Here is a 16,807-nt window from a genome sequence, read left to right on the forward strand (position 1 = left end):
GACCGGGATGGACGTACCGCTGGTGTACCAGTTGTCTCGCCAGAGGCACGGCTGGATAGCCAAGTACGGCAGGGATAAGCGCTGAAAGCATCTAAGCGTGAAGCCCCCCTCAAGATGAGATTTCCCAGTAAGTAAGACCCCTTGTAGACGACGAGGTTGATAGGTTCGGGGTGGAAGCGCGGCAACGCGTGTAGCTGACGAATACTAATCGGTCGAGGGCTTATCCAAATAGCTTTACGGAGTACACCACTTCGTAAGCGACAAGCTAACAGCATTCAGCATGCTTAGTTTCGCATCCAGTTTTCAGGGCATAAATGTCTTGAGTCATATTCCCTGATAGCTCAGTTGGTAGAGCACTCGACTGTTAATCGAGTTGTCACAGGTTCGAGTCCTGTTCGGGGAGCCATATGGAGAGGTGTCCGAGTTGGCCGAAGGAGCACGATTGGAAATCGTGTAGGCGTCACAAGCGTCTCGAGGGTTCGAATCCCTCTCTCTCCGTAGCAATACACTTAGATGGCCCGTTGGTCAAGGGGTTAAGACACCTCCCTTTCACGGAGGTAACAGGGGTTCGAATCCCCTACGGGTCATACGGTGAGCATCTTGCTCACTTCCCATGGAGGCTTAGCTCAGCTGGGAGAGCATCTGCCTTACAAGCAGAGGGTCGGCGGTTCGATCCCGTCAGCCTCCACCATAGTACTTCCAAAGAATGACGCGGGGTGGAGCAGCCCGGTAGCTCGTCGGGCTCATAACCCGAAGGCCGCAGGTTCAAATCCTGCCCCCGCAACCAATTTAATGTGTGGAGCCGTGGTGTAGAGGCCTAACATGCCTGCCTGTCACGCAGGAGACCGCGGGTTCGAATCCCGTCGGCTCCGCCATGATTTACTTCCTGTGTAAACGGGATGAGAACCATTTGGGTTCGCCGGAGCATAAGCTTCGATAGCGCTACATCGCAGTCTCGTAGTGTAACGAAGAGTATCCCGTCGGCTCCGCCATTTATTACTTCATGTTTGGACGTAACGAATCATTTCATTAGGCTCGGTAGCTCAGTCGGTAGAGCAGAGGACTGAAAATCCTCGTGTCGGCGGTTCGATTCCGTCCCGAGCCACCATCTTTGCCGCTGTAGCTCAACTGGTAGAGCAACTGACTTGTAATCAGTAGGTTGGGGGTTCAAGTCCTCTCGGCGGCACCACAGTTTCATATGGAGGCTTAGCGAAGTGGCCAAACGCAGCAGACTGTAAATCTGTTCTCTGACGAGTTCGGTGGTTCGAATCCATCAGCCTCCACCACTTTCATAGGGGCATAGTTTAAAGGTAGAACAAAGGTCTCCAAAACCTTTGGTGTGGGTTCGATTCCTGCTGCCCCTGCCAAACAAATTTTAATATGGCGGTCGTGGCGAAGGGGTTAACGCACTGGTCTGTGGCTCCAGCATTCGTGGGTTCAAGTCCCATCGATCGCCCCATTTTTATTCCTGTATTGGGGATTAGCCAAGCGGTAAGGCAACGGACTTTGACTCCGTCACGCCTAGGTTCGAATCCTAGATCCCCAGTTTTATTTTGCGGAAGTGGCTCAGCGGTAGAGCATCGCCTTGCCAAGGCGAGGGTCGCGGGTTCGATTCCCGTCTTCCGCTCCAATAATATGGCGCCATAGCCAAGTGGTAAGGCAGAGCTCTGCAAAAGCTTTACCCCCAGTTCGAGTCTGGGTGGCGCCTCCATATTTACGCCGGAGTGGCGGAATCGGCAGACGCACAGGACTTAAAATCCTGCGGTAGGTGACTACCGTACCAGTTCGACCCTGGTCTTCGGCACCACTCCAATTGCATATGTGCCCTTAGCTCAGCTGGATAGAGCGTTTGACTACGAATCAAAAGGTCAGGAGTTCGAATCTCTTAGGGCACGCCACTAGCTGGTATGGCGGAACTGGCAGACGCGCGCGACTCAAAATCGCGAGGGAAACCGTGGGGGTTCAAGTCCCTCTACCAGCATCAAGAGCACAGAGAGCGATTAATCGCTCTCTGTGCTTTTTTATGGATTAGCTTGTTTAGGAACCTAGCCGGAGCTCTCGGCAAGGTTCTTTTTATTTTTTCCCTTTGGTCACACGCAAAAGCTCAGGCAGGGTAACTATACGGAAGCCTTGCCCTTGAAGAGCTTCAATAACTTTAGGTAAAGCTTGGACGGTTCCCCTTAGGTCCTGATTGGTCCCTCCACCCGAATGCTGTAGTACGATAGAGCCGGCTTTCGCATGCTTCAAAATATTGCTCGTTACTTGAGCTTCCCCTAGCTGCTTCCAGTCAAGAGAATCTACATTCCAGTTCACCATTAAATATCCTTGTTCGGAGGCCCAAAGAAGTTGAGCTTCCTTGATTTCTCCATAGGGCGGACGTATAAGCCTGGGCGTATAGCCGACTAGAGGTTTTAGAATTTGCTGGGTTTTCTGAATCTGCTGCTGGAACCCATCCTGAGAAAGCTTCGTGAACAAAGGATGAGAATAAGAATGATTTCCGATCACGTGGCCTTCTCTAACGATTCGTTTAACGATATTCGGATATTTTTCCGCCTGAGCCCCGATCAGAAAAAATGTCGCTCTTACTTTATGCGCTTTGAGAATATCCAGAACCTGCGGTGTATAGACGGCGTCAGGAGCGTCATCGAACGTTAAAGCGATCTGCCGGCTGCTGGAACGTCCATGTAAAAGAAGAATATCAGGGTATTTTCGGGCAAGCTGGGATAAGGTTAAGCTTGGGGCTTGTGAGCCTTGACGTTTCATTTGCTTGACGCCCTGCGTAGCGATAGGCTTGGGCCTGTTAGCTTCTGCAGCCGCAGGTGCAGGTACGGAAATCGGTAGCTGCGAGGGCGGGGCCGGGGCCGGATTGGAATTTGCTAAGGGCGGTGTTGGTAATGGAGTGGGTAGCGGCGGGCCGGAAGGAACAGAGGTCTTATCAGCGGATTTCTCACTGCTAGCCATATTCCCTTCCTTATTGTTATCCAGCAGTCCGGGCTGGAGTGAAGCAGGCGGCATATGCTCCAACGTACTTTGCCTCGGTGCAGGGAGTGAGCTTATGCCTGGCGGCGCAGTTTGTATCGAAGGCGCAGGCTTCTCCGCTGTGCAGGCAGTAAGCAGCAAACAACAGGTCAGTACGCCTGCATATCGCTTGTAAGCTTGTGAAACCAAGAGGACTCCCCCTTACATCCTGTATTAAAGTTAGTTTGGGATAGGAGAGGGGGTTTTATGCTTAGCGGCATTTTTAGATTTTTCCCAATACAATAGCTTCAGTTTATTAGAGCTACCTGATGCAAACAGAAAAGCCGCTCGGTATGACCGAACGGCCTTTCTCACACAAGGAGCCCGCTATTCATAAAATATGGAGTCCTTCCAGAATCATTTTGGCGGCAATGATCACGAAAGATATGCGCAGCACCCAGAGCAGCTTGTCGCTGCTTAACATACTGGCAATTTTGGCGCCGAGCCATCCTCCGATGATTGCCGTCGGTGCCAAGTATAACACCATCCAGAGGTCGACTTGTCCAAGTGAAAGCTTGGTAAAGGATCCCATCAGCGACGAAAGCAGGATGACAAACATCGAAGTAGCCGTAGCCACGTGAGGAGGATAGCGAAACAACAGGACCATCGCAGGAACGAATAGCGATCCGCCTCCGATTCCGAACAGGCCGGATATAAACCCGACGGCCAGCCCAAGTATAAGCGCAGGGAGCAGACTGTACCCGTACTCGAAGGTTTTGCCGGTGCCGTCCGTGTAGGTGCGATTGACGTTCCAACGAACGTTCAATGGCTTCATGTAGCCACGGGCGATTAGTAGAATAGCCATAAATAGCATGAAAATACCAAAGCTGAGCTGAAAGGAATCAGCGTTCACAAACTGGGTGACATAGGAACCGAGCATGGCGCCCGGGGCACATGTCAAAATGAACAGCCAGCCGCTTTTGAAGTCGACGCGCTTTTGCTTGACGAAGGTTATTGTCGATGACAGTGCTGTAAATATAAGCACGGCAAGCGAGGTCCCTACGGCGGTTGAAACCGAGATCGATTGGCCGACAAATACAGGCCCAAGGTAAACGAGCGCAGGGACTATAATGACGCCTCCGCCAAGCCCGACAAGACTTCCGAAGGTGGCCGCGAACAAACCGACGGCCGTAAAAAACAAAATACTCATGAGGTTAACCTTCTTCCTGGTCAATAGTTTATCTAGATAGATATTAACACAGGAAGGAGCAAGATCAATGCTGCAGCTCAAGAATATCGTTCAACAGCTGTTTATTCGGCAAGTAATGACTGGATTTAATAAAGCGAATCGTGCGGGTTTTGGCACGCATGACGATGGAATGCGTCTCGGCGCGATGGTCGGACGTATAACGGATGCCGCTCAGGAATTCTCCCGCGGTGATACCGGTAGCGGCGAAGATGACATCGCCGGTCCCGACCATATCGTCCATGCTGAGCACCTTCAGCGGGTCTTGAATCCCCATAGCTAGACAGCGGGCAACTTCATCTTCATCAGCCGGCATTAATCGCCCGAGCAGCTCGCCTCCCAGGCAGCGCAGCGCCGCTGCAGCCAAGACGCCCTCAGGAGCTCCTCCGGAGCCGACATAAAGATCGATGCCGGACTCGGATAGAGCTGGAGCCATCGCTCCGGCTACATCGCCGTCACTCAGAAACTTAATGCGTACGCCTACGCGGCGCAGGGTGGCGATCCGCTCCTGATGGCGATCCCTGTCCAGGATCATCACGGTCAGATTACTGAGGGGCTTATCCAGAATATCGGCAGCCTTTTGGAGGGTCGTCTCAAGCGGATCGTCCAAGCTGAGCTTCCCCGTCAGGGCGGGGCCGACTGCGAGCTTCTCCATATACATATCGGGGGCATGCAGGAGCTGGCCTTTACCCGCGATCGCAATAACGGCTAGAGCATTATTCAAGCCTTTGGCCACCAGCTCCGTACCCTCCAGAGGGTCGACGGCCACATCCACCTCCGGACCTTGTCCGTTGCCGACAGCTTCTCCTATATAAAGCATGGGGGCTTCATCCATCTCCCCTTCGCCGATAACAACCGTTCCCCGAATAGAAACGGAATCGAACATAGCTCGCATAGCAGCGGTAGCTGCTCCGTCCGCCTGATATTTATCTCCTCGGCCCATCCAGCTCGCGGCTGATAGGGCAGCAAGCTCGGTAACTCTAACAATCTCCAGGGCTAGTTCTCTTTCCAACAGATTCCCACTCCTCTTATGTATAATGAAGGATGATAACTTCTAATATAGTATAATTAATCGATATATAATACGCAATATATACACAATAAAAATATATATTGTGCCAATCGTGCGTCATTATAGGTGAAAATAAACGGTTCTATGAGAAATGGCCGATTTTTGTTACAATTGAAGTGGCAAAGCAGCTGGAACAGGCTGCAGATATGAGGAGGGACGAGTCATCGAACTGACTGCGCGCCAATTACAGATTGTTGAGCTAGTGAAGGCACATGCGCCGATTACCGGCGAACAAATAGCGGAGCTGCTCGGCCTTAGCCGGCCAACCTTGCGGTCCGATCTCGCGCTTCTGGTCATGCTGGGCTTGATCGACGCCAAACCAAAGGTAGGTTATACCGCGGGGTCCTCAGTTAACCTAGGTTCTCATCTATCCCGTAAGCTGCTGGCTTTGAAAATACGTGATGTACAGTCCATGCCTGTCATCGTAGGAGAGCAGGCAACCGTACACGACGCGGTCGTTTCGTTATTTATGGAGAATGTAGGCAGTCTGATTGTTGTGGGAGAAGACGGCTGTCTCTCCGGAGTAATCTCCCGGAAAGATCTGTTGAAATTTACACTTGGCCATACAAATGGAGCTTCAATGCCGGTCAGCATGGTCATGACGCGAGAGCCGAATGTCGTCCACGTATCTCCCGATGAATCGATCATTGATGCGGCCCATAAAATGATCAACCATCAGGTCGACAGCCTCCCGGTCGTTATCCCTGCCAAAGCCGAGCAGTCGGGCAGCCGGGCACGCTGGGAAGTCGTCGGGCGGATTACGAAGACAATCATGACTCAGATTTTGCTCGATCTGGCTGTAGATCGATAAGCTAGGGATTCGGACATTAAGGAGAAAACCCGGATGAAGGAAGATAGGCATTATCAAATTACCATTTGCTCAGATTCAGTCGGGGAAACGGCTGAAGCTGTCGTTAAAGCGACGATTCGCCAGTTCGATGCCCACCAGGTGACGACGAAACGGATCGGTCATATCAAGAGCGAGGATGAAATCCGCTCCATCGTAGAGTCTGCAGCGCAGAAAGGCGGATTTGTCGCTTATACGCTGGTTCAACCGGAGCTGCGCGAGACTATGAAGGAAGAGGCCTTGCGTCTCGGGGTAAGAGCCATCGACATTATGGGACCTATGATGGAAGCCTTCGTCGAAACGTTCAATGACGCCCCCAGGCGCGAGCCGGGCTTGCTGCACCGGTTGGACGAGGATTATTTCCGCCGCGTGGAGGCTGTAGAGTTCGCGGTGAAGTGCGATGACGGGCGCGATACGAGCTCGCTGCTTAAAGCCCAATTGGTGCTGATCGGCGTCTCCAGAACCTCCAAAACGCCGTTAAGTATCTTCCTCGCGCATAAAGGAATCAAAGTATCTAACCTGCCACTCGTGCCGGAGGTTAAGCCTCCTAAGGAGTTGTTCCTTGTACCAGGCGACCGGATCGTGGGCTTAACGATGGATGCCGAGAAGCTGTTCAAGATCCGCACGGAACGGTTGAAGGCCGTCGGGCTTCCCTTTGGAGCTAAGTATGCGACGATGGAACGGATTGAGGAAGAGCTGGAGTATGCGCGGGTCTTGATGAAGCAGGTGGGGTGCTTGGAAATCAACGTGACGGATAAAGCGATCGAGGAAACCGCAGGCATTATTATGGGGGAATTGCGTTAGAGGAGCCGGTCTGGCTGACCCAGAACCGGACTATATTTTCAGGGAGTGGTGGTGACCGGGGATGACTCAGAACTTGGTTGATCGTTACGGTCGTGTACATGATTATCTTCGCATTTCCGTAACGGATCGCTGCAATTTGCGCTGTGTGTACTGCATGCCGGAGGAAGGCATGCAGTTCGAGCCGGAGGAGAATATTCTATCCTTCGAGGAAATTCACGAAGTGGTACGCGTACTTGCCGGCTTCGGGGTCCGGAAGTTGAGGCTGACCGGCGGAGAGCCGCTGGTGCGAAGGAATCTGGAGAGATTGGTCGGCATGCTGCATGAGATTCCCGGCATCGATGATATTGCCTTGACCACGAACGGTATTTACTTTGCTTCGCGGGCTGAAGCATTCCGGGAGGCGGGGTTGACCCGTATCAATATCAGTATGGATTCGCTTCGCGAAGACCGCTTCCGGATGATTACCCGCGGCGGAGATGTCGAGCGTGTCCTTCAATCGCTGAAGGCAGCTCGAAGAGTCGGGTTAGCCCCGATCAAGCTGAACGTCGTGCTGATGAAGGGGATCAACGAGGATGAGATCGAGGACTTCCTGCGGCTCGGCCTGGAGGATGACCTGCATGTCCGATTCATCGAGTATATGCCGATCGGTCACGACGACCAGGGCTGGAAGTCGAGATATCTACCGCTAACCGAGGTGCTTCAAAGATGTTCCGCCCAAGGCTGGACCGTGGAGGAACTGCAGGATGAGGTGCGGGGAAACGGACCTTCGCAAAATTTCCGAATCGCAGGGGCTGCAGGTTCCTTTGGGCTGATTCATCCGGTAAGCGATCATTTCTGCCAAACATGCAACCGGCTGCGCTTGACGGCGGACGGCAATATCAAGCCGTGTCTGTACTGGTCGGACGAGTTTAATGTACGCAAGGCTATCGGAGACGACCGCAAGCTGGCGGAGATGTTCTTCCGAGCGTTGGATGTGAAGCCGGAAAGCCATGAGATGGCTAAGGCGCTGGAGAATGAGAGGCAAAGCCATACGCCGACAGAGCGCCGGATGTCGCAAATCGGCGGTTAGCTCATCGGCAAACCCCCGGTAAAGCTTGGGTGAAGCTTAACCGGGGGTTTTGTCATGACTTAGATAAAGAAGGTACGCGAAACGATAACCAGCAAGATGAACAATACAAGAATCACAGCAGTAGTTGTATGAAATCCGCCGACACAGCTCATATGACATCCCCCTTTCAGAAGACATGGTACACCATATGAGGGGGGGATTTTTGCTGTATGGACCCCTGCCTGTTCCAAGTTAAAAAAGTCCGTCCTTCGGAAAGGACGGGCAAGATGAGGAGTATATAAAGGTTAGAGCTACCGCTATTAGTAGGTACTCCCTCCGAAAAGGAAGCGATATTCCCAGGCATTGCCCTGGATGGAGTCTATCCGTACCCCGCCGGATTCCTCCGAGTAGGTGTGCAGGATCTGGCCGTTGCCGAGGTAAAGACCAACATGGGTAATGGTGGCTCCAGCCTTGTCAATTCCGCTATAGCTTGACGCTGTGGAGCCTTTATAAGACATGAAAAACATCAAATCGCCCCGCTTCAATTGCCGCCAATCCTGGGAGAGCTTACCTATGGATTTGACGTAGGAGCCTTGGGTACGCGAATCGCCCGGCAGCTGTTGTTTGATGCCGTCGATGAAAGCTTGACGAACAAAATCAGAGCAATCGAAGGTGCCGGTGTCGTATCGGCTGGAGCCGAATTCGTAAGGGACGCCTATATACTTCATGCCTGCCCGGATCACCATCTCGGCTGCGTCCGCCGGATCAAGCTGTTTATAAGGTTCGACGAAGGATGTGCTTATGTATTTGGAGCTGGTGCTGATATAGCCGATGACGCCGTTTTTATCTTCGACGTTATACCAGTAATCATTGGTTTTGTCGAGCACAAATACCTTTTCACCGGCAGACAGATAGCGGATCTTGGCTTCATCCGTGCCGGGGCCGGTACGGAATGAGACGGAGCTCAGGATCGTACCGTTAGGAGTGGACTGGAACAGCTCTTCCTCTCTGTCCTCCACCGGGGAGGGCTCTGGAGTGGGCTTTGGACCGGCGGACCCCAGCTTAATGTATTGGGAGCTTGTACTCACATAGCCGATCACTTCATTCTCATCCATCACTCGGTACCAGAAGCTGTTGACTTTGTCCAGAACCAATACTTGCTCGTCTTTCTTGAGATAACGCATGCGGGCACTGGATGTATCCGGTCCTGTACGGAAGGAAACCGAGCTGACGATCGTAGCATTTGGCGCAGCCGGAACCTTAATCGTCACATCCTGCACATAGGTGGAGGATGAAGATACATATCCCGTTCGTCCGGTAGAGTCTCGTACAAGCAGCCAGCTGCCGTTATACGTGTCGACTAGATCGAGCAGTTCTCCTTTTTGAAGCATGCGAATTTTACTGCCGCCGGTCGAAGGCTGTTCCCGAAAGTTGACGCCTTGCGTAACTTTGAGCTTGGGGGCTTCCAAGTAGTAGCCGAAAGCTTGGAAAGGAATAGCGGTTGCAGATACTATAGCGCTTAAGAGAATGGCGAGCAGCTTCTTTGTCATGAGTCGTAAACCTCCAGATGTAGGAAATGGGGATGAAGAACGAAGTTTTCACGATCATGATAGCATAGGCCAATTGGAAAAATTAGCGGGAAAACTTTACAAATCCCAAGTCATCAGATGAACAAATAGGGATCAAAGGCATATTGTTTTTAGACAAAGAATCGGCATTCATAATCATCAAGGGTATAAATGATTAAATTGGGTTTAGAAATATAGGTAATATATGGGGTATTTAACGAGGCAAACGTTTAAGGGGATGAAGAATGGTAGATAAGTCACGGACAGAAATTCGATCCTGTCATCCGAAATTCGATGCTCGCCAGACAAGAAGCAGGGTCACGATTGAGGCGTTTTTTTGCAGCTTGACATGGAAAAGGGATTCCAAGTAAGGTACAATGTCTGCAGACATGGATCTATACAGGAAAAGAAGGGTGGAAACAGCCCATGCACAACGATAACCGTGTAGAAATTCGTAAAATTCAAGAGGGACAGTTTGCCGAATCGCTCGAAATGTCGGCATTCGCTTTCCAGTATGAATTGTCCGAGGAGGAACGCATGCACCGGGAGGCTCTGCTGCACGCCCAGGAGCAATGGGGTGCGTTTGTGGAGGACAAGCTTGCCGCGAAGCTCGCAATCTTTAATTTTGAGTGCTATATACAAGGGCATTCCTTGGCGATGGGCGGTATTGCCAGCGTGGCTACATGGCCGGAATATAGACGCGGGGGCCTGGTGACGCAGCTGCTCCGGCAGGCGCTTCGTTCGATGAAGGAAAAAGGGCAGATCTTTTCATTTCTGTACCCTTTCCAGTACGGTTTTTACCGTAAATTCGGCTGGGAAATGTCCGCGGAGCAAAAGCAGCTGGACATTCCGGTCCATTTGCTGCCCAAGTGGCCGGCAGGGGAAGGCAGAGTTGTGCGTACGGATCGCCACTGGGAGCTGCTGCACCGCATCTATTCGCTTTATGCCGTTCGATACAACGGGATGATGAACCGGAGCGAGGCATGGTGGAGGCATCGCATTCTGCCGAAAAAGGGAGGAACCGCAGCGGTGTACTATAATGAAGCGGGCGAGCCGACCGGATACGTTCTGTACCAGGTCAAGGAGCGATTGCTCACGGTACATGAGCTCGTCAGCTTGAATCATCAGGCTAAGCTGGGATTATGGCGTTTTCTTGCGGATCATGACTCGATGATTGAACGCCTGGTATGGAATGCGCCTGCTGACGAACCGCTGCCGTTCCTCTTGGACAACCCTCGGGTGAAGCAGGAGCTCGTTCCGACCTTTATGGCGAGGGTTGTGGATGTCCCCGCATGCTTAGAGAGGTACGCTTTCGCTTCGGGTCAGGAAGGAGCCCTTCTTCTGGACATCCAGGACCAGCATGCTCCGTGGAACCAGGGGGTCTGGCTTGCAGAGGTGGACGAATCCGGGAAAGCCGCCGTTTCCCGGCCGACCGGGGCTTTGGATCTGCCGACAATCTCCTGTTCCATTCAGACGCTGTCGGCCTTGCTGATGGGTTATCAAAGACCCCGCTTCTTACACGAGATCGGTAGGCTTGGCGGTCCGGAGGAAGCGATAGAGCTGCTGGAGCGGCTGGTAACGAACCGGACGGCGTTTATAACCGATTTTTTCTAAAATTAGGATGACAGGGTCCCGGTGCACATCGTTGTGCTCCGGGGCTTTTTTAGGTTATGGACGAAAGGCTGCCCGGTATCATGAGGATTCCGAACCGACTGCGGAGGTCTGGAAGGTTCAGCCTTCGGAAGCCGAGGACGAGGTGGCATCCGTCGTTCTGCCCCTGGCCGGGCAGGGCACTGGACTTTAGTCGAGTGGCAAAACCCGCCGCAGGTTCGTTTTGGGCGAACGTATTTTTAACTAGAATAAAGACATAAGCAAGAGACATACCAAGAGAGGCGGTGAATCGAATCACATGAGAATGAATAAGCATACCGGCATCGCATTGCTGATGATCTTCTTCGGCGTCATGATTCTGCTGAACAAGATGGGGATGCACGTAAGCGGCCATTTCATGAGCTACTTGTTCCCAATCGCTATGGTCGGCTTCGGATTCCTGGGGCTGAAAAACGGCAAGTCGGTGATCGGCCTGATCCTGATCGGAATCGGCGGCCTGCTCCTGCTAGGCAAACTATCCGGATTGATCGGACTTCTGTTCGCCGGCGCATTGATCTGGTACGGGGTTTCGCTCATCCGCAAAAAGTCGGTCTACTAAGTGCAAATTGATATCTGATAGAAAAGGTGGTTGAGTCCGATATGAGTCTAGGCAAACGATTCCGTGATATCACGGTCGCACACTTCAACGAAATGTTAGAGAACTCGGAAGATCCGGTTCGCCTGATCGACAAATACTTAAGCGCACAATCGGAGCAAATCCGTGAATCGGAGAAGCTGCTCCAGCAATGTCTAAGCCATGCCGCGTCGCTTCGGCATCAGTACAGCTCGGCGGAGCAGTTAAAGGAGCGCCGCGAGCATCAAGCGATGCTGGCGCTGCGGGCCGGCGAGGACGAGGTCGCCCGAATCGCGCTGCAGGAGAAGATGGCGCAGGAAGAGAAAGCAGCGCAATACAAAGCGCTGTATGAGCAAAGCAAGCTTGGCATCGTGGAGCTGGAGGAGCAGGTTCAGCAGTTGAAAGCCGACTTCGATGAAATTGCCTCCAAGCGCAGCTACTATATCGCAAGACTCGAATCGGTCCGTCTGCAGCAGCGGATGAACGAACGGCTCCGCAGCATGGGGGCCGGGCCGTCCCCGAGGATGTTCGACCGCCTGGATGAACGGGTGTCGGACATGGAGATGACGGCGAGAACGCTGAGGGAGGTCCGCGGACATCTTCGCGAGGCTTGGAATACGGCGAGCGGAGCGGCTTCCCAAGCGGTAGATCAGGAACTGGCTAAGCTCCGCAGTAAACTACAGCAGGAGGGATGGAATCGGCCATGACGAAATTGTACCGTTCCCGAACCGATCGTAAATTAACCGGCTTGTGCGGCGGTCTGGCTAACCTGATGGGGATCGACTCAACGCTGCTTCGGCTTATCGTCGTACTGGCGACTGTATTCACATCCGGCGTCATCCTTGCCATCTATGTGCTGGCGGCCCTCGTTATACCGAGCGAGCCGTATCCGGGCGGCCCCTACGGTCCAGGACCCGGAGGCCCCTATGGAGGACATGGCGATCACCACTTTGACAGCTGGAAGGATTGGAAGCGTGCCGAGAAGCATTACCGGAAAGCCCAGAGATACGGTTGGAGCGCCGGCGGTCAAGGCTCGAATGGCTATCGTACGTATGAAGCCGAATATGCTTCCGGCCAGCATCAGTCGAATCCTCATGCAGGCAGCTATGCGCACAACCCGAACCAATCCGACACGACTGGCAGCGACCTCGACGATATGATGAAGGACATTGAGAAAAAAGCGATGTGGAAAGAAATCGAGGAGCTTCGCGCCAAAGTCGCCAAATATGAGAAGCAGCAAGGCCAACAACCGAACCAACCAAACCAAACAACTAAAGGAGAGATCTAATCATGGGAGTATTTTCCAGAATTAAGGACATGACGAAAGCGTCGCTGCACGAGGTACTGGACAAGGTCGAGGATCCGATTATTATGCTGAACCAATATATCCGCGACATGGAAGAGGAGATTGCCCAGGCGGAAGTCACGGTAGCCCGTCAAATCGCCAGCGAGCGCAAGCTGAAAGAGCGTCTGGACGAAGCGGTACGCCTTGCCGCCCAATTCGAAGCTCAGGCGAAGGATGCTTTGAAGAACGATCAGGAAGCAACGGCTCGCCAGGCGCTGGAGCAAAAGCTGTACTACGACGGTAAAATCGTGGAGTACACGGATATGCACGAGCAGGCTAAAGCTCAGGCGGCCGAGCTGGTAGCTCAATTGCATGAAATGAAGGATTCGTTCTATCAAATGCGCAATAAGCGCAGCGAGTTGATCACACGCGCCCAACTGGCCAAAGCGAAAAAGCAAATGGCTGAGGTCACGGCAAACAATGTGATCGAGGGCGGCAGTGCGGCAAAAGGCTTCCGTCGTATGGAAGAAAAGATTATGACGCTGGAAGTGGAAGCGGAGATTGCCCGCAAGCCATATGTCGGCTCCGCTTCGTACGGCGGCTCGGTCTACAGCAACGGCGCGGCGGCCGATCCGGCCAAGCAGCAGAAGCTTGACGAGCAGCTGAACCTGCTGAAAGAAAAGATTTCCTCGGAGCAGTAAACAGCCAGTGGAGCGAAACGGACAGTTGTGATATGCTAGGTAAGGCAAAAGCCATGGGGCCAAGAACGCCACTATGGCTTTTGCCTTCAGTCGGGGAGATGCTCGAAAGGGGGCGGCAGCATGAACAGCAAAAGGAACCGCAACATTGCGATATTGTTGATTGGTGCGGGCGTGTTTTTATTGGCTGACGATCATCTTAGCTTCATGACGATTGTCGCCCTCTTTCTGCTTTTGTTCGGGGTGTACAAAATCCAGTCGGGCTCCGGGCGCAAAGGCTATGTGTTGATGATCATCGGGCTGCTCCTGCTGATCGGAGGGAATTTGCCGCTGGTCATTGCAGTCATTCTGATTTCCCTCGGATTTTTCTATAACAAGTCGCGCAAGCTCCACCGGGATGACCAGCACTACCGCAAGCAAAGCATCATCGACAGCATTCGCTGGGGACGCGAACCTTGGATTCTGCGCAATATGTCGATCTGGAACGTACTTGGCGAGATGCATATGGATCTAACCTATGCGATTCCCGAGAATAAAGAAACAACGATCTTCCTGCAAGGGGTGATCGGAGATATTGACGTCATTGTTCCCGAGGACGTGGGACTTTCCATTACCGCTTCCGTGGTGTTCGGACAAACGAACATCGGCAATGACAAAGAGGCCGGTATGATGAACAAGCTCGTGTGGCAGTCGCCCAATTACTGGACGGCAGACCGTCAGGTGAAGCTGGAGATGTCTTATGTCATCGCGGATATCGATATAAAAATCGTATAGCGCTGGAGGATTCGGATATGGACGGACATGAAAAACGTCTAACCAATATGATATGGCGGAATATGGCGGAGTCCATGGGGCTCAGCCTTGTTTTATTTGCCGTCATCGTATACTTCCTCCAGGCTAACGGGTACTTGCGGCCATTCGAATCCTGGAAGGAAGGCGTAAGCCTAAGTCTGACGCTGATCGTCATTACCGTCGTAATCGGCGCCGCCTACGGGCTATGGTCGGCCAATCGGATCAAGCGCAGGCTGGAGCTGCTGCGGGAGGTCATGCTCTCGCTGGAGAAAGGAAATCTGAGCCGCTCCGTACCGCCGCTCGGCGAGGATGAGATCGGCCGCCTCGGCGAACAGCTCAACCAGATCACGAAGAAATGGGAAGAGCAGGTTTCGTCGCTTCAGCGTCTGTCCAGCAATAATGCCCAGCTCGCCCAGCGGGCCAAGTATTCCGCTATCGTAGAAGAACGGCAGCGGCTCGCCCGCGAGCTCCACGACGCGGTCAGCCAGCAGCTATTCGCTATCTCGATGACGGCCACGGCTGTCGGTCGGACGCTGGACAAGGATTTCGATAAAGCACAGCGGCAAATATTCCTGATCGAGGAGATGGCTTCCGTAGCTCAATCGGAGATGCGGGCGCTGCTGCTCCATCTGAGGCCTGTCCATCTGGAGGGCAAGCGACTGTCGGAGGGGCTCGTCGAGCTGATGCAGGAGCTGTCGGCCAAGGTGCCGATGAAGATCGATTGGGAGTTCGCGGAAGGGATCAAGCTGCCGCGGGGCATTGAGGATCACTTGTTCCGGATCGCCCAGGAAGCGATGTCGAATGCGCTGCGGCATTCCAAGGCGTCCAGGCTTGAGGTGAGGCTGACGAAGCCGTCGCTGGATGCCGTCAAGCTTATGATCCGCGACGACGGGGTCGGGTTCGATCTGGATACGAAGAAGCAGGCCTCCTATGGGATTGTAACGATGAATGAACGTGTTAACGAGATTGGCGGATCGATGAATTTGATTACGGCCCCGGGCAAGGGGACGCGTATTGAAATCCGAATTCCGATAGTGGCGGAAGGGGGGAACCATCATGGAAGAGATGACGATTAAGGTGCTGCTGGTGGACGACCATGAGATGGTTAGGATCGGCTTGGCAGCTGTGCTCGGTACGGAGGAAGATATCGAGGTGGTAGGGGAAGCAAGCGGCGGACAGGAGGGAATCCGGCTGGCGCTTGAATACCGTCCCGATGTCGTGCTGATGGACCTGGTGATGGAAGGGATGGACGGCATCGAGACGACGCGCCGCCTGCTGGAGCAGCACCCGGATTGCAAGGTCATTGTGCTGACAAGCTTTATCGATGATGAGAAAATTTATCCGGTGATCGAAGCGGGCGCGTTCAGCTACTTGTTGAAGACGTCTCGCGCTGCAGAGATCGCTCAAGCGATCCGTTCGGCCGTCAAAGGACAATCCGTTCTCGAGTCCCAGGTTGCTTCCAAGCTGATGAACCGATTCCGCCAACCCAAGCAGGCTGCCATGCCGCATGAGGAACTGACCGAGCGGGAGATGGAGGTGCTGAGGCTTATCGCCTCCGGCAAGTCCAATCAGGATGTGGCGGACGACCTGTTCATCGGCGTGAAGACGGTCAAATTTCACGTGACTAATATTTTGGCGAAGCTTGGAGTCGAGGATCGTACCCAGGCCGCAATCTACGCTTATAAAAAGGGGCTCGTCGAGTAGGATAAATCGATGAAAAACCCCGTACAAGCACGCTCCCGGCTTAAGGGAGCTTGACTGTACGGGGTTTTGCTTGGTAACCGAATCTTACGAGGACGGACGAGTCCTGGTCGCATACTCCGTGAAGGAGCGTAATCAGGCTTCAGAGACGCTGGATTCCTCGCTTCTTGTAATCATGCGCTCAACGGCGAGCAGAGGACTGCCGGTGAATGCGAGGCCTGCAGACAAAATGAGCAGCACGAGATCGAGCTCGTAGCCAGGCGCCTCTGCACTGCCGAAGAAGCCGGCGGCCAGCTTGACTTTGAAGATAGCGACGACCATGATGATGGCGAATAGCGCGGAAATAAAGCGCGTCCCGAGTCCGAGGATGACTGCGATGCCGCCTACCAGCTCAATGACGGCGACCAGGTAAGCTGTGAAGCCCGGCAGTTGAATGCTTTGAAACCAGCCGGATATGTTGTCGATTCCTCCTGCGAACTTCTGATAGCCATGAATGGCGAAGGTGAGGCCAAGAACAACCCGGAACAGCAGCAAACCGATGTTCGTATTCAGTTTCATAATATG

17 protein-coding genes, 17 tRNA genes and 1 rRNA gene are annotated in these 16,807 nt (G+C 53.2%); 29 read left to right on the forward strand and 6 right to left on the reverse strand.

Annotated features, from left to right (window positions below; all coding sequences use genetic code 11):
- From GSF01_RS15440 to GSF01_RS15525, 18 genes are all read left to right on the forward strand, one after another.
- Positions 1–228, forward strand: a 23S ribosomal RNA gene (locus GSF01_RS15440); the annotation flags it as partial.
- A gap of 102 nt (positions 229–330) precedes the next feature.
- Positions 331–406: transfer RNA gene (locus GSF01_RS15445), tRNA-Asn, on the forward strand.
- Positions 407–409: 3 nt separating this feature from the next.
- Positions 410–498 (forward strand) — tRNA-Ser (locus GSF01_RS15450).
- Between the two features lie 17 nt (positions 499–515).
- A tRNA-Glu gene (locus tag GSF01_RS15455) sits at positions 516–587 on the forward strand.
- 28 nt (positions 588–615) lie between these two features.
- Positions 616–691 (forward strand) — tRNA-Val (locus GSF01_RS15460).
- Positions 692–710: 19 nt separating this feature from the next.
- Positions 711–787, forward strand: a tRNA-Met gene (locus GSF01_RS15465).
- Between the two features lie 11 nt (positions 788–798).
- A tRNA-Asp gene (locus GSF01_RS15470) sits at positions 799–875 on the forward strand.
- A 157-nt stretch (positions 876–1,032) separates the two neighbouring features.
- A tRNA-Phe gene (locus GSF01_RS15475) sits at positions 1,033–1,108 on the forward strand.
- A 5-nt stretch (positions 1,109–1,113) separates the two neighbouring features.
- A tRNA-Thr gene (locus GSF01_RS15480) sits at positions 1,114–1,189 on the forward strand.
- An 11-nt stretch (positions 1,190–1,200) separates the two neighbouring features.
- A tRNA-Tyr gene (locus tag GSF01_RS15485) sits at positions 1,201–1,286 on the forward strand.
- 7 nt (positions 1,287–1,293) lie between these two features.
- Positions 1,294–1,367 (forward strand) — tRNA-Trp (locus GSF01_RS15490).
- Positions 1,368–1,383: 16 nt separating this feature from the next.
- A tRNA-His gene (locus tag GSF01_RS15495) sits at positions 1,384–1,459 on the forward strand.
- Between the two features lie 15 nt (positions 1,460–1,474).
- A tRNA-Gln gene (locus GSF01_RS15500) sits at positions 1,475–1,546 on the forward strand.
- A 9-nt stretch (positions 1,547–1,555) separates the two neighbouring features.
- A tRNA-Gly gene (locus GSF01_RS15505) sits at positions 1,556–1,630 on the forward strand.
- A 7-nt stretch (positions 1,631–1,637) separates the two neighbouring features.
- Positions 1,638–1,711, forward strand: a tRNA-Cys gene (locus GSF01_RS15510).
- 7 nt (positions 1,712–1,718) lie between these two features.
- A tRNA-Leu gene (locus GSF01_RS15515) sits at positions 1,719–1,807 on the forward strand.
- 14 nt (positions 1,808–1,821) lie between these two features.
- Positions 1,822–1,898: transfer RNA gene (locus tag GSF01_RS15520), tRNA-Arg, on the forward strand.
- A gap of 3 nt (positions 1,899–1,901) precedes the next feature.
- Positions 1,902–1,981, forward strand: a tRNA-Leu gene (locus GSF01_RS15525).
- A gap of 92 nt (positions 1,982–2,073) precedes the next feature.
- On the opposite strand, the gene GSF01_RS15530 is transcribed toward GSF01_RS15525, so the two are convergent.
- The 3 genes from GSF01_RS15530 to glpX all read right to left on the reverse strand — a co-directional run bounded on the left by GSF01_RS15530 (position 2,074) and on the right by glpX (position 5,216).
- Positions 2,074–3,015: a polysaccharide deacetylase family protein gene (locus tag GSF01_RS15530; RefSeq protein ID WP_159885792.1), complete on the reverse strand. Its 942-nt coding sequence runs from the start codon at positions 3,013–3,015 to the stop codon at positions 2,074–2,076.
- A 334-nt stretch (positions 3,016–3,349) separates the two neighbouring features.
- Positions 3,350–4,168, reverse strand: a complete 819-nt coding sequence (locus GSF01_RS15535; RefSeq protein ID WP_159885569.1) for a sulfite exporter TauE/SafE family protein — start codon at positions 4,166–4,168, stop codon at positions 3,350–3,352.
- A 64-nt stretch (positions 4,169–4,232) separates the two neighbouring features.
- Positions 4,233–5,216, reverse strand: coding sequence for a class II fructose-bisphosphatase (gene glpX, locus GSF01_RS15540; protein ID WP_159885571.1), 984 nt, complete (start codon positions 5,214–5,216; stop codon positions 4,233–4,235).
- A gap of 250 nt (positions 5,217–5,466) precedes the next feature.
- Here glpX and GSF01_RS15545 point away from each other — a divergent pair, with 250 nt between their 5' ends.
- From GSF01_RS15545 to moaA, 3 genes are all read left to right on the forward strand, one after another.
- Complete coding sequence (locus GSF01_RS15545; RefSeq protein WP_268893715.1) at positions 5,467–6,087, forward strand: helix-turn-helix transcriptional regulator; 621 nt, start codon at positions 5,467–5,469, stop codon at positions 6,085–6,087.
- A 33-nt stretch (positions 6,088–6,120) separates the two neighbouring features.
- Positions 6,121–6,927, forward strand: a complete 807-nt coding sequence (locus GSF01_RS15550; protein ID WP_159885573.1) for a pyruvate, water dikinase regulatory protein — start codon at positions 6,121–6,123, stop codon at positions 6,925–6,927.
- A gap of 61 nt (positions 6,928–6,988) precedes the next feature.
- The gene (gene moaA / locus GSF01_RS15555) at positions 6,989–7,996 is read left to right on the forward strand and encodes a GTP 3',8-cyclase MoaA (protein WP_159885574.1); all 1,008 of its coding nucleotides are present in this window, start codon (positions 6,989–6,991) and stop codon (positions 7,994–7,996) included.
- A 59-nt stretch (positions 7,997–8,055) separates the two neighbouring features.
- Here the strand turns inward: moaA and GSF01_RS15560 are convergent, their stop codons facing one another.
- Both GSF01_RS15560 and GSF01_RS15565 read right to left on the reverse strand, forming a co-directional pair.
- Complete coding sequence (locus GSF01_RS15560) at positions 8,056–8,148, reverse strand: YjcZ family sporulation protein (RefSeq protein WP_159885575.1); 93 nt, start codon at positions 8,146–8,148, stop codon at positions 8,056–8,058.
- 147 nt (positions 8,149–8,295) lie between these two features.
- On the reverse strand, positions 8,296–9,525 hold the full coding sequence (locus tag GSF01_RS15565) for a C40 family peptidase (RefSeq protein WP_159885576.1): 1,230 nt from the start codon (positions 9,523–9,525) through the stop codon (positions 8,296–8,298).
- 444 nt (positions 9,526–9,969) lie between these two features.
- Here GSF01_RS15565 and GSF01_RS15570 point away from each other — a divergent pair, with 444 nt between their 5' ends.
- From GSF01_RS15570 to GSF01_RS15605, 8 genes are all read left to right on the forward strand, one after another.
- Positions 9,970–11,157, forward strand: a complete 1,188-nt coding sequence (locus GSF01_RS15570; RefSeq protein ID WP_159885577.1) for a GNAT family N-acetyltransferase — start codon at positions 9,970–9,972, stop codon at positions 11,155–11,157.
- A gap of 295 nt (positions 11,158–11,452) precedes the next feature.
- Positions 11,453–11,752: a LiaF transmembrane domain-containing protein gene (locus GSF01_RS15575; protein ID WP_159885578.1), complete on the forward strand. Its 300-nt coding sequence runs from the start codon at positions 11,453–11,455 to the stop codon at positions 11,750–11,752.
- A 41-nt stretch (positions 11,753–11,793) separates the two neighbouring features.
- A complete protein-coding gene (locus tag GSF01_RS15580) occupies positions 11,794–12,474 on the forward strand; it encodes a PspA/IM30 family protein (protein WP_159885579.1) in 681 nt (226 codons plus the stop codon).
- Positions 12,471–13,055: a PspC domain-containing protein gene (locus GSF01_RS15585; RefSeq protein ID WP_159885580.1), complete on the forward strand. Its 585-nt coding sequence runs from the start codon at positions 12,471–12,473 to the stop codon at positions 13,053–13,055. Before GSF01_RS15580 ends, GSF01_RS15585 begins: the two co-directional genes overlap by 4 nt.
- Before the next feature lie 2 nt (positions 13,056–13,057).
- Entirely contained in the window at positions 13,058–13,753 is a 696-nt protein-coding gene (locus GSF01_RS15590; RefSeq protein ID WP_159885582.1) for a PspA/IM30 family protein, read from the forward strand.
- A gap of 120 nt (positions 13,754–13,873) precedes the next feature.
- Positions 13,874–14,524 (forward strand): cell wall-active antibiotics response protein LiaF, encoded by a 651-nt coding sequence (liaF, locus tag GSF01_RS15595; protein ID WP_159885584.1) that lies wholly within the window; start codon positions 13,874–13,876, stop codon positions 14,522–14,524.
- Positions 14,525–14,541: 17 nt separating this feature from the next.
- A complete protein-coding gene (locus GSF01_RS15600) occupies positions 14,542–15,618 on the forward strand; it encodes a sensor histidine kinase (RefSeq protein ID WP_159885586.1) in 1,077 nt (358 codons plus the stop codon).
- On the forward strand, positions 15,599–16,246 hold the full coding sequence (locus tag GSF01_RS15605; RefSeq protein ID WP_159885588.1) for a response regulator: 648 nt from the start codon (positions 15,599–15,601) through the stop codon (positions 16,244–16,246). The genes GSF01_RS15600 and GSF01_RS15605 overlap by 20 nt, the downstream gene beginning before the upstream one ends.
- Positions 16,247–16,378: 132 nt before the next feature.
- Here the strand turns inward: GSF01_RS15605 and GSF01_RS15610 are convergent, their stop codons facing one another.
- Positions 16,379–16,801 (reverse strand): DoxX family protein, encoded by a 423-nt coding sequence (locus GSF01_RS15610; protein ID WP_159885590.1) that lies wholly within the window; start codon positions 16,799–16,801, stop codon positions 16,379–16,381.
- Positions 16,802–16,807: the final 6 nt, after the last annotated feature.

Source organism: Paenibacillus puerhi (assembly GCF_009846885.1).
GTDB lineage: Bacteria > Bacillota > Bacilli > Paenibacillales > NBRC-103111 > Paenibacillus_G > Paenibacillus_G puerhi.

Coding starts and splice junctions, on each gene's coding strand:
- GSF01_RS15585 (WP_159885580.1), top strand. CDS start 12,471: ATGACGAAATTGTACCGTTCCCGAACCGATCGTAAATTAACCGGCTTG.
- GSF01_RS15570 (WP_159885577.1), top strand. CDS start 9,970: ATGCACAACGATAACCGTGTAGAAATTCGTAAAATTCAAGAGGGACAG.
- GSF01_RS15530 (WP_159885792.1), bottom strand. CDS start 3,015: ATGCCGCCTGCTTCACTCCAGCCCGGACTGCTGGATAACAATAAGGAA.
- liaF (WP_159885584.1), top strand. CDS start 13,874: ATGAACAGCAAAAGGAACCGCAACATTGCGATATTGTTGATTGGTGCG.
- GSF01_RS15580 (WP_159885579.1), top strand. CDS start 11,794: ATGAGTCTAGGCAAACGATTCCGTGATATCACGGTCGCACACTTCAAC.
- GSF01_RS15565 (WP_159885576.1), bottom strand. CDS start 9,525: ATGACAAAGAAGCTGCTCGCCATTCTCTTAAGCGCTATAGTATCTGCA.
- GSF01_RS15560 (WP_159885575.1), bottom strand. CDS start 8,148: ATGAGCTGTGTCGGCGGATTTCATACAACTACTGCTGTGATTCTTGTA.
- GSF01_RS15575 (WP_159885578.1), top strand. CDS start 11,453: ATGAGAATGAATAAGCATACCGGCATCGCATTGCTGATGATCTTCTTC.
- moaA (WP_159885574.1), top strand. CDS start 6,989: ATGACTCAGAACTTGGTTGATCGTTACGGTCGTGTACATGATTATCTT.
- GSF01_RS15605 (WP_159885588.1), top strand. CDS start 15,599: ATGGAAGAGATGACGATTAAGGTGCTGCTGGTGGACGACCATGAGATG.
- GSF01_RS15535 (WP_159885569.1), bottom strand. CDS start 4,168: ATGAGTATTTTGTTTTTTACGGCCGTCGGTTTGTTCGCGGCCACCTTC.
- GSF01_RS15550 (WP_159885573.1), top strand. CDS start 6,121: ATGAAGGAAGATAGGCATTATCAAATTACCATTTGCTCAGATTCAGTC.
- GSF01_RS15600 (WP_159885586.1), top strand. CDS start 14,542: ATGGACGGACATGAAAAACGTCTAACCAATATGATATGGCGGAATATG.
- GSF01_RS15590 (WP_159885582.1), top strand. CDS start 13,058: ATGGGAGTATTTTCCAGAATTAAGGACATGACGAAAGCGTCGCTGCAC.
- GSF01_RS15610 (WP_159885590.1), bottom strand. CDS start 16,801: ATGAAACTGAATACGAACATCGGTTTGCTGCTGTTCCGGGTTGTTCTT.